Annotated in this window: 11 protein-coding genes and 1 pseudogene; 7 read left to right on the top strand and 5 right to left on the bottom strand. The window is 68.7% G+C overall.

Features of this window, described 5'->3' with window-relative positions; all coding sequences use genetic code 11:
- A pseudogene (locus A9W96_RS05720) lies at positions 1-217 on the top strand (TetR/AcrR family transcriptional regulator); the annotation flags it as partial.
- On the opposite strand, the gene A9W96_RS05715 reads toward A9W96_RS05720, so the two are convergent.
- Positions 214-1113: an alpha/beta hydrolase gene (locus A9W96_RS05715; protein ID WP_067138357.1), complete on the bottom strand. Its 900-nt coding sequence runs from the start codon at positions 1111-1113 to the stop codon at positions 214-216. The pseudogene A9W96_RS05720 and the gene A9W96_RS05715 overlap by 4 nt on opposite strands.
- A 112-nt stretch (positions 1114-1225) precedes the next feature.
- On the opposite strand from A9W96_RS05715, the gene A9W96_RS05710 reads away from it, so the two are divergent.
- From A9W96_RS05710 to A9W96_RS05690, 5 genes are all read left to right on the top strand, one after another.
- A complete protein-coding gene (locus A9W96_RS05710) occupies positions 1226-2326 on the top strand; it encodes a diacylglycerol kinase (RefSeq protein ID WP_067138355.1) in 1101 nt (366 codons plus the stop codon).
- 17 nt (positions 2327-2343) lie between these two features.
- Entirely contained in the window at positions 2344-3084 is a 741-nt protein-coding gene (locus A9W96_RS05705; RefSeq protein WP_066868231.1) for a glucose 1-dehydrogenase, read from the top strand.
- A gap of 53 nt (positions 3085-3137) precedes the next feature.
- Entirely contained in the window at positions 3138-3728 is a 591-nt protein-coding gene (locus tag A9W96_RS05700) for a TetR/AcrR family transcriptional regulator (RefSeq protein ID WP_067138353.1), read from the top strand.
- A 94-nt stretch (positions 3729-3822) separates the two neighbouring features.
- Positions 3823-4770: an aldo/keto reductase gene (locus A9W96_RS05695; RefSeq protein ID WP_067138351.1), complete on the top strand. Its 948-nt coding sequence runs from the start codon at positions 3823-3825 to the stop codon at positions 4768-4770.
- A gap of 209 nt (positions 4771-4979) precedes the next feature.
- Positions 4980-6320: an FAD-binding oxidoreductase gene (locus tag A9W96_RS05690; RefSeq protein ID WP_067138360.1), complete on the top strand. Its 1341-nt coding sequence runs from the start codon at positions 4980-4982 to the stop codon at positions 6318-6320.
- On the opposite strand, the gene A9W96_RS05685 is transcribed toward A9W96_RS05690, so the two are convergent.
- The 4 genes from A9W96_RS05685 to A9W96_RS05670 form a co-directional block, all read right to left on the bottom strand.
- Positions 6317-6862, bottom strand: coding sequence for a TetR/AcrR family transcriptional regulator (locus A9W96_RS05685; RefSeq protein WP_066882088.1), 546 nt, complete (start codon positions 6860-6862; stop codon positions 6317-6319). The two genes, A9W96_RS05690 and A9W96_RS05685, sit on opposite strands and share 4 nt — an antisense overlap.
- Before the next feature lie 52 nt (positions 6863-6914).
- Positions 6915-7748 carry a thioesterase family protein gene (locus A9W96_RS05680; RefSeq protein WP_067138350.1) on the bottom strand — a complete coding sequence of 278 codons (834 nt, stop codon included), beginning with the start codon at positions 7746-7748 and terminating at the stop codon, positions 6915-6917.
- Positions 7749-7763: 15 nt separating this feature from the next.
- Entirely contained in the window at positions 7764-8582 is an 819-nt protein-coding gene (locus tag A9W96_RS05675; protein ID WP_067138348.1) for an SMP-30/gluconolactonase/LRE family protein, read from the bottom strand.
- Positions 8583-8655: 73 nt separating this feature from the next.
- Complete coding sequence (locus A9W96_RS05670) at positions 8656-9132, bottom strand: SRPBCC family protein (protein ID WP_066861518.1); 477 nt, start codon at positions 9130-9132, stop codon at positions 8656-8658.
- Positions 9133-9263: 131 nt separating this feature from the next.
- Here A9W96_RS05670 and A9W96_RS05665 point away from each other — a divergent pair.
- A partial coding sequence (locus A9W96_RS05665) for an acyl-CoA thioesterase II (protein ID WP_067138347.1) occupies positions 9264-10094 on the top strand: 831 nt, incomplete at its 3' end.

Raw genomic sequence — 10094 nt, 5'->3', positions numbered from 1 at the left:
CCTGATCGACCGCGGCATCGCCAACGGCGAGTTCTACCCGTGCGACTCGCACGTGCTGGCGCTGGGCTACATCGGCATGACCCTGGGTGCCTACCGCTGGCTTCGCCCGAGCGGGCGGCGGTCGGCCAAGGAGATCGCCGCCGAGTTCAGCACCGCGCTGCTGCGCGGGCTCATTCGCGACGAAGCCATCCGCACGACGTCCCCGCTCGGACCCTAGGCGGGCGCGCCTTTCAGGTGCTTGTCCAGGAACGCGAGCTGGTCGGCGACCACCCGCTGGAAGGCGTCGTCGACGTAGATCGCGAAATGTCCCTCGGGATATAGCTTGATCTCGCCGCGGGGCGCCCTGGCCGCGTGGCGCAGCGTGGCCGACGCGGGCGCCACCGAGTCCGCTTCGCACACGCAGAACAGGATCGGGCACTCGATCTTGGGTGTCTCGCGGCCGGGCCGATAGCTGAAGACCTGCAACGCGATTCGCGCGGCCACCTCGTTGCGCAACTCGGCCCCGTCGGGCACCAGCCGCAGGTAGCCGGCGTACGCGTCGGGGGTGTTCATCAGCGCGACCTCGCCGGGCCTGCCGGCCGTCGGGACCATCACCGGCGGCCTGCCGCGCCGGCGTGCGAGCAGGTCGCGCACCACCCGGGCGGTGATGCGCGCGGCGATAAACGGGTTGGTGATGGTGCGTGCGGACGCGAGGCCGTCGGTGAAGGGGCATTGGGCGACGGCGGCGGCGATGCCCGGCAGCCGGGCCGCCGTGGCGATCACGTGGCCGCCGGCAAAACTGGTGCCCCACAACGCGATCCGGTCGGGATCGATGCCGGGCAAGGTGCGGGCGTAGGCGACGGCCGCGGCCCAGTCGGCGAGCTGCATGCCGACGTCGAGGACCTGACGCGGCCGGCCCTCGCTGTCGCCGAAGTTGCGGTAGTCGAACACCAGGCAGGCGTAGCCGGCCGCGCTGAAACGCTCGGCGTAGGCGTCCAGGCGCATGCTGCGCACCGCGCCCAGGCCGTGCGCCATCACCAGCAGCGGCGCCGGCCCGTCGCCGGCCGGCCGGTAGAGCCAGGCGCTGATCAGGTCGTCGCCGGAGGCGAATTGAAGGTCTTCGCGTTGTGTCATCAGCGATTGATTCTGCCTCGCGGGCCGCGGCCAGTCCCGCCGGTATGCGCCCCAAATTTTATGGACTACTGTCTAGAAAAGTTGTCCAGGGTTTTCAGGGACGGAGACTGTCATGGCGATCCGCGTCGCGCACGTCGGCACCGGAAATGTCGGAGGGCTGGCCCTCGCCGAACTCATCACCAACCCGCAGTTCGAACTGACCGGGGTGTGCGTCTCGACGCCCGAGAAGGTGGGCAAGGACGCCGGTGAGTTGTGCGGCGTCGGCCTGGACACCGGTGTGGTCACGGGCGTCGCCGCCGTCGATGACCTGGACGCCATCATCGCCGCCAAGCCCGACTGCGTCGTGTACTGCGCGATGGGCGACACCCGGCTGCCCGAGGCGATGGGCGACGTGATGCGCATCCTGGCTGCTGGCATCAACGTCGTCGGCTCGTCGCCGGGGCTGCTGCAGTACCCGTGGGGCGTGATGCCCGACAAGTACATCGCCCGCGTGGAAGACGCTGCCACGCAAGGCAATTCGAGCATCTTCATCAGCGGTGTCGACCCGGGGTTCGCCAACGACCTGATCCCGTTCGCGCTCGCCGGCACCTGCCAGCGCATCGAGCAGGTGCGCTGCATGGAGATCCACGACTACGCGTCGTACAACGGAACCGAGGTCATGGACTACATGGGGTTCGCCAAGCCCATGGACGAGATCCCGATGCTGCTGCAGCCCGGCATTCTCAGCATCGCCTGGGGGACCGCGATCCGTCAGCTGGCGGCCGGCCTGGGCATCGAGGTCGACGAGATCACCGAGTCCTACCAGCGCGAGCCCGCGCCCGAGGATTTCGACATCGCGGTCGGCCATGTCGCCAAGGGCACCGTGGCGGTGCTGCAGTTCGAGATTCGCGGCATGGTCAACGGCCATCCGGCCATCGTCATCGAGCACGTCACCCGGCTGCGGCCCGACCTGCGCCCCGACCTGCCCCAGCCCGCCTCCGGTGACGGCTCCTACCGCGTCGAGATCACCGGCGAGCCGTCGTATGCGGTCGACATCATTCCCAGCAGCCGCAAGGGCGACCACAACCACGCGGCGATCGCGGGCGCCGCAGGCCGCGTCGTCAACGCCATCCCCGCCGTGATCGCGGCGCCGCCGGGCATTCGGACCACACTTGACTTGCCGCTGGTAACGGGCAAAGGCCTGTACGCACCAAGCACTTTGGTGACCACCTAAATCGAAAGGAGACCCACGTGGGTCGGGTAGACGGCAAGGTTGCGCTGATCAGTGGTGGCGCCGGCGGCATGGGAGCCGAAGACGCGCGGCTGCTGGTCGAGGAGGGCGCCAAGGTCGTGATCGGCGACATCCTCGACGACCAGGGCAAGGCGCTGGCCGACGAGATCGGTGATTCGGCGCGCTATGTGCACCTCGACGTCACCCAGCCAGACCAGTGGGACGCCGCCGTCGCCACCGCGGTCGGCGAATTCGGCAAGCTCAACGTGCTGGTCAACAACGCCGGCACCGTGGCGCTCGGCTCGCTGAAGAACTTCGATCTGGCCAAGTGGCAGAAGGTGATTGACGTCAACCTGACCGGGACGTTCTTGGGCATGCGGGCCGCGGTCGAGCCGATGATCGCGGCCGGCGGCGGCTCGATCATCAACGTGTCCTCCATCGAGGGCCTGCGCGGCGCGCCGATGGTGCACCCCTACGTCGCGTCCAAGTGGGGCGTGCGCGGGCTGGCGAAGTCGGCGGCCCTCGAGCTGGCGCCGCACAACATCCGGGTCAACTCGATACACCCGGGGTTCATCCGCACCCCGATGACCGCCCACCTGCCCGAGGACATGGTGACCATCCCGCTGGGCCGCCCGGGCGAGGTCCGCGAGGTCGCGACCTTTGTGCTCTTCCTGGCCAGCGACGAGTCGTCCTACTCCACCGGCAGCGAGTACATCATGGACGGCGGCCTGGTCACCGACGTGAATCACAAGGAGTTTTAGGCGGCCATGCGGCCGCCGACGCTATAAGTGACCGGTCGGCTAATATCGGTGGCATGCCCCGCCCACCGAACCCGGACGTGCCGCGCCGGCTGTTGGCGGCAGGGCTGGATCTCGTGCATGCGCGTGGGTTCGCGGCCAGTGGCGTCAAAGACATCACCGACGCGGCCGGCGTGCCGAAGGGGTCGTTCTACGCGTACTTCCCCAGCAAAGAGGCGTTTGCCGCGGCCATCCTGGAGCACTACTGGGCCGATATCGAAGCGCGCCTGGTGCCCATCCTTGAGGCGGAAGGGCCGGCGCGGGAGCGAATCACCCGCTTCTTCCATGCGCTCGCCGACGAACACGAAACCGGCAACTTCCTGCTCGGCTGCCTGGTCGGCAACCTCTCGCTCGAGCTCGGGGGATCCAGCGACCAGGTCCGTGCCGAGCTCGTCCGCATTCTCGACCGCTGGGATACGGCTATCGCGGAATGTGTGCGGTCCGGCCAGCGTGGATCGGGAGAGATTCGCGCGGACCTTGATGCGGAGCAACTGGCGGCCCAACTGATCGAGGCGTGGGAAGGGGCGGCCCTACGCGGCAAGGTGACCCGCAGTCGCGGCCCCTACGACCGCTTCGAGGCGGTCACGGTCCCGGCGCTCCTGGACTGATGGTTAAGACCGGGAATGTCGGCACCGGCCGCGCCTGTTAAATAGACGACTGGTCAGTTATAAACCAGGTGACAAGCGAGGAGGCCGGACCGCCATGACATCGAACGAGAATCTCAGTCAACGCAGAATCGTCCTGAACAACGGCGGGGAGATTCCGGCGCTCGGGTTCGGGACTTCGCTTTCCGATAACGGCAGGACGCGCGAGGCCGTCAAAGCCGCGGTCGAGGTCGGGTTCCGCCACCTCGACGCTGCGGAGCGTTACCGCAACGAAGCCGAGGTGGGTGCGGCGCTCAAGGAGCTGTTCGCCGACGGGACGGTCCGCCGCGACGAGCTGTTCGTGACCACCAAGCTGTGGAACAACAACCACCGACCCGAACGGGTGAAGCCCGCGCTGCAGGCGAGCCTTAACAGGCTCGGGCTGGACACGGTGGACCTGTATCTGGTGCACACCCCGTTCGCGTTCCAGCCTGGCGATGACCAAGATCCCCGCGACATCCACGGCGCTGTCATCTACGACGACGGCGTCACCCTGGAGGAGACGTGGGCCGCGATGGAAGCGCTTGTGGACGAAGGCCTTACGAACGCAATCGGGCTGTCCGACATCGACGTCGAAGGCGTCCGAAGGATAGTCGAGACCGCCCGCATCAAGCCGGCGGTCGTCCAGGTCGAGTCGCACCCGTATCACCCCCAGTGGGAACTGCACGGTTTGCGCGACACGGACGGAATCATCCTGTCGGCGTTCGCCTCGCTGGGGCACGCGCTGGAACCGCGGCTCCTCGACGACCCTCTCATCGTGTCCATCGCCCGGCAGTTCGGCAAGACTCCCGCACAGGTGCTGCTGGCCTGGGGAATTCAGCGGGAAAGCGCGGTTCTCACGGCATCCGTGACGCCGGCACGCATCCGCGAGAACTTCGACGTCACCGCGCTTCCCGAGAGCGCGATCCAGGACATCAATGAGCGCCTGGAAACTCGGCACCGGTTCAATTCCGTTGTCGACGCGGGGCAACCGGGATTCGCCGAGGTGCCCCAAGGCAGTGGATAGGGTCGAGCGATGAAGGCGATGGCGGGTGTCGGCCGCCTTGCGCCAGGCGGGTTTTCGGCATGTCGGTCCCGTCGTCGCCCACTCGTTCGTGCAGGCCGTGGGAATCGGAACGGCCATTTCGATGGGTGCTTCCGCGCGGTGCCGGGCTGAACCTGGACAACACGCGGCCGGTGCAAGCGTCTGGCGTCGTCGGTGCTATAACCGCGAGCATGCTGCGCAGCCTGGCGAGCCTGGTCGGATCGAACCACGTCGTCACCGATCCCGACGTGCTGGCGGCGCGCAGCGTCGACCACACCGGCCGCTACCGCGGCAAGGCGAGCGCGCTGGTGCGGCCCGGCACGGCCGAGCAGGTCGCCGAGGTGCTGCGGGTGTGCCGCGACGCGGGCGCGCACGTGACCGTGCAGGGCGGCCGGACGTCGCTGGTGGCCGGCACCGTTCCCGAGCATGACGACGTGTTGCTGTCCACCGAACGGCTGCACGCCGTCGCCGACGTCGACACCGTAGAACACCGCATCGAGGCCGGCGCCGGAGCCACCCTGGCCGTAGTGCAACGGGCCGCCGCCGCAGCCGGTTTGGTGTTCGGCGTGGACCTGGCGGCGCGTGACACCGCGACCGTGGGCGGCATGGCGTCGACGAACGCCGGCGGCCTGCGCACGGTCCGCTACGGCAACATGGGCGAGCAGGTGGTCGGCGTGCAGGTGGCGCTGCCCGACGGCACGCTGCTGCGCCGGCACAGCCGGGTGCGCCGGGACAACACCGGCTACGACCTGCCGGCGCTGTTCGTGGGCGCCGAGGGCACGCTGGGCGTCATCACCGAGCTGGACCTGCGGCTGCACGCCACCCCGTCGCACCGGGTGACGGCGATCTGCGGATTCGCCGACCTCGACGCGCTGGTGGCGGCGGGCCGGGTGTTTCGCGACGTGGATGGCATCGCGGCCCTGGAACTGATTGACGGCCGCGCCGCGGCGCTGACGGCCGAGCATCGCGGCGTCGGTTCACCGGTTGAGGGCGACTGGCTGCTGCTGGTGGAACTGGCCGCCGATCACGACCAGACCGAGCGACTGGCCGAGCTGCTCGACGACGTGCCGATTTCTGGCGAACCCGCGGTCGGCGTGGATCTCGTTGCGCAGCAACGGTTGTGGCAGGTGCGCGAATCGCTGGCCGAGGTGCTCGGCGTGTACGGGCCGCCGCTGAAATTCGACGTCTCGCTGCCGCTGTCGGCGATCAGCGAATTCGAAAGCCACGCGGTCGATTTGGTGCACACGCATGCCCCCGACGCGCTGCCGGTGCTGTTCGGCCACATCGGCGAAGGCAACCTACACCTGAACGTGTTGCGCTGCCCGGCCGACCGCGAGCGGGCGCTGTTCGAGCCGATGATGGACCTGATCGCGCGGTCCGGCGGCAACGTCAGCTCCGAACACGGCGTCGGCAGCCGCAAACGGCCGTATCTAGGGATGTCACGCGAGGCCGCCGACATTGCCGCGATGCGGACGCTGAAAGCCGCGCTGGACCCGACGGGCTATCTCAACGCCGCGGTGTTGTTCGACTAGCTGCCCTTGATCCCCACGGCATGCCGCAGCTGCGCCAAGAACTGATCCGCATCATCGCTTCGCACGATGTAGTGCGAGATCGCGATCCGGATGACCGTCGCCGCCTTCACCGCCGCGTTGGGCCCGGGCAGGTGGCGCTGCAGGCCCTCGCGCATCTGCGGGATCACCCAGGAGAACTGGGCGATGGTGTGCTCGGGCTCGACGTCGACCATCCGCACCCCGGAGTACGAATGCTGGTATTCGACGATGAACCGCAGCACGGCATCGAGCTTGTCCACGCCCTTCAGGCCCGCGGTGGCCTTCACCAATCCGCTTTCGAAGATCTGGCGCTCGTAGGCCGAAAACGCCGACAGCAACTCCTCTTTGGAGGCGAACCAGCGATACAGCGTGGGGCGGGAGACCCCGGCCTGCGTGGCGACGTCGGACAGGCTGAGCTTGGTCTTGCCGTTACGGCCGAGCACCTCGGCGGTGGCCGCCAGAATCCGCTGACGGGTCGAGGTGTCGGTGTCGGCGATCGTCGTCGCCCGGGCCGGCTGGCTCATGATTCAGACTTTTCGAAGTGTCGCCGAGGTGTCATGGTCATTCGCTCCCACGTTAGGCCCGAGGCGGGCGCCGGCGCACCAGCACCGACTGCTGGATGGCGCCGACCGCGCCCTGCTCGTCGAACAACGTGCCGATGGTCGTGCCGATGCCGTCCGGCCCGTAGCTGGTCTCCGCCCGGATGCCGATCCAGTCGCCGTCGGGAACACGAAACACATGCACCGCCAGATCGGTGTTCAGGAACGTCCATTTGGTGATGTCGAGCTTGCTGCCGATGCCGTTGGCGCAGTCGGCCACCGCGAACAGCCGTTCCAGCTGCGTCATGGACTCGCCGTTGACCAGGTCGACGGTCGGGTTGATCCAGGATTCGCCGGGGCCTTCGCTCAGCGGCTCGGTGAGCCACAGCCACTCCAAGCTGTGCACATAGTTGCGGTCCCAGTCGCGCGCCTTGAGGTTGCGGTTGAAGGCCTCGGCCCGGGGCCGGGGCAGTGGCGCCGCGGCGTGCGCGATCGGTTCCGTGTCCTGGTGCTGCAACCGCCACCCGCTGGCGCGCGCCACCGGCCGCGGGGCGCCGTCGGGACCGGGGGCCAGCATTTCGGCGCTGAGCAATTCGATCTGCTTGCCGGGGCGCTGCACGTCGGCGCGCACCCACAGGTCGCCCTCGGCCGGGACCCCGCCCAGCAGGTCGATGACCACGCGCGACAGCCGAGTGTCGTCGCGCTGCTCGCACCGCCCCAGCGCCCGGACCAGCAGCGCCGACACCGGACCGCCGTGCTGGATCGCCGCCGACCAGGTGCCGCGCGCCAGATCGGTCGCCCGGAACTTCTCGCCCAATGCGGCGGCGTCATCGCCGGCCGGGTCGATCAGCTCGTAATAGGCGTCGGTCATCGTGAACCTCTCGGGTCAGGGCAGGCCGGCGCCGGGGGTGGTCACCGTGACCGCGTCCAGCCGGGAAAGCCGCGTGCCGGCCAGGCGCTGAGGATAGGCCTCCGTGCTCGACAACAAAAACAGCGTGCGGCGCTGCGGACCGCCCAGCGCGCAGGCGATGGCGACCCGCTCGCCCATGTCGATGCGATCGGTCACCTCGCCGCCGGCCACGATCCGCTCGAACTGGTGGGCCAGCGTCATCGACGCCCACACCCCACCCTCGGCGTCCAGCGCGATGCCGTCGGGCGGCCCGTCGAGGCCGTCGGCGAAAACTCGTCGGTCGGACAGCCCGCCGTCGGCGCCGATGGAAAACGCGGAGAGCCGCCGGCCGGTCGACTCGGCGACGATCAGCGTCTTGCGGTCCGGCGTGATCGCCATCCCGTTGGGGAAATCGAGGTCGTCGGCCACGACGGTCGCGCTGTCGTCGGGGTCGAGCCGGATGATGACGCCGCCGTGCAACGCCTGGCAGCCGATGTAGGCGCGGCCCGCGTCGTCGACGACCATGTCGCCGAGGTTGGCCGGCGCCACGTCCGCGAGATCGGCGATGGTGACCACGGTTTCGCCGTCATAGCGCAGCACCTGCCGGTCCTCGGTCGAGGCGATCAGCAGCGACCCGTCGGGCCGAAAGCCCAGGCCCGACGGCGAATGCCCGGGCAGCGGCAGCGTGGTCAGTGATCCGCCCATGGTCGCGGTGTGCACGGCCTCGCCGAGCATGTCGGAGAACCACAGCAGGCCCTCGAACCAGCGCGGGCCCTCGCCGAAGCAGAAACCGTTGGCCAGCGGCTCGGGGATCATCGGTCCCCGCCTGGCGCGTCGCGGTCTGCTTTACAAAACACCGAAAAAGTGTCATGCACCGCGGGTGTCGGTGTCAATCTGCCGATCGGGCGAGCTCGCGGGCGACGGCCTGGTGATAGGCGTCGATCTTGGCGGGATTGGCCTGCATGAAGAGCTGATCGGGCAGCGGGGCGTGCTTGTACGCCTCGATCGTCATGGTGCGGGAGAACAGCGTGACGTCCTGCCCCGGCCTGGTGAAGTGGTAGGAGACCGTGATGCGCCCCTCCATGCCGCCGTTGCCGTCGCGGTCATGGCCCAGGCGGCCGACCGAGGTGAACACGAACCGCGTCGGGCGCACCGCGGCGGCCAGCTGCCAGGTGAAGACCCGGTCGCCGTCGGGGCCGGCCTCCTCCCAGGTGTCACCGACCTTGAGCGGGAGCTGCGGCAAGTTGGCGATGTGCGCGCTGCCGGGATAGGTCTTGGTCCAGTTCTGCGGATTGGTGACGAAGTCGTACACCGTTTCGGCGGACTGGGTGAACGCGGTTTCCGAGGTGGTGGTCACGATACCCAATTGGGTTGCCTCCCTAGGCTTTCGGCCGTCTTACCGGTGCGGCGGGCCGGCGTCTTGTTAGCCAAGCTTTACAAATCCTACTCAAAGTGTCACGCTGAGCGCTGAGCTGCGAGCGCGAGAGGTGAACGGGATTGACGAAGGCGTCTGAGGAATCCGCGCAGACCGAGTGGACCGTGCAGGGCCTGCTGGACCTGTTCGACGTCCAGGAAGACGGGCAGGACAAGTTCACCGGCGAGACCGGCATCGCGGCGGGCGACGAACGCCAGGTGGTGGAGGGCACCCAGGTGCTCGCGCAGGCGATCGTCGCGGTGGCCAAACGCTTCCCCGACAAGTCGGTGCGCTCGGCGCACGCCGTCTTCTCGCGCGCGATCACCGTCGGCCCGCCCATCGAACTGGTTCTCGACGTCGTGGCCGAGGGCCGCTCCACCGCCACCGCGGTGGTCGCCGTGCATCAGAACGGCCGGCGCTGCCTGAGCATCACGGTGCTGGCTGACGTGCCCACCGACGACGTCATCCGACACCACCTGCCGCGCCCCGACGTCGCCGGCCCGGCGGACGCGAACCACTCGCCGATGCCGATGGTCGGTCGCGAGCTGCGCCTCGTCGACGTCGTCGACGTCAACAGCCCCGACGAGGTCGGCCCGCCGGAGCTCTATGCGTGGCTGCACTACGACCCGATCCCCACGCGCGACGAGTTGGCCAAGGCGCTGCTCGCGTACTTCACCGGCCACCTGGGCATCTCGACCACCATGCGGGCGCACGAGGGCATCGGCACCGCGCAGGCCCACCTGACCGTGTCGACCGCGCCGATGAGCATCTCGGTCGCCTTCCACGAACCCGTGGACTGGACCGGATGGCTGCTCTACACCCACGAGAGCACCCAGGTCGGCGCGGGCATGTCGTACGTGCGCGGGACCGTGCACTCCGAAGAGGGCGAGCTGCTGGCCTCCTTCGCCCAGGAG

It is taken from the genome of Mycobacterium sp. 1245852.3 (assembly GCF_001669335.1).
In the GTDB taxonomy this organism is placed as follows: Bacteria; Actinomycetota; Actinomycetes; order Mycobacteriales; family Mycobacteriaceae; genus Mycobacterium; species Mycobacterium europaeum_A.
The sequence above is the reverse complement of the archived record's forward strand: the minus strand, read 5'-3'. Positions and strand labels throughout refer to the sequence as shown.

Bases quoted from the DNA above. Each gene is read 5' to 3' on its own strand.
- A9W96_RS05715 (WP_067138357.1), bottom strand. From the start codon at position 1,113: ATGACACAACGCGAAGACCTTCAATTCGCCTCCGGCGACGACCTGATC.
- A9W96_RS05710 (WP_067138355.1), top strand. From the start codon at position 1,226: ATGGCGATCCGCGTCGCGCACGTCGGCACCGGAAATGTCGGAGGGCTG.
- A9W96_RS05700 (WP_067138353.1), top strand. From the start codon at position 3,138: ATGCCCCGCCCACCGAACCCGGACGTGCCGCGCCGGCTGTTGGCGGCA.
- A9W96_RS05695 (WP_067138351.1), top strand. From the start codon at position 3,823: ATGACATCGAACGAGAATCTCAGTCAACGCAGAATCGTCCTGAACAAC.
- A9W96_RS05690 (WP_067138360.1), top strand. From the start codon at position 4,980: ATGCTGCGCAGCCTGGCGAGCCTGGTCGGATCGAACCACGTCGTCACC.
- A9W96_RS05685 (WP_066882088.1), bottom strand. From the start codon at position 6,862: ATGAGCCAGCCGGCCCGGGCGACGACGATCGCCGACACCGACACCTCG.
- A9W96_RS05680 (WP_067138350.1), bottom strand. From the start codon at position 7,748: ATGACCGACGCCTATTACGAGCTGATCGACCCGGCCGGCGATGACGCC.
- A9W96_RS05675 (WP_067138348.1), bottom strand. From the start codon at position 8,582: ATGATCCCCGAGCCGCTGGCCAACGGTTTCTGCTTCGGCGAGGGCCCG.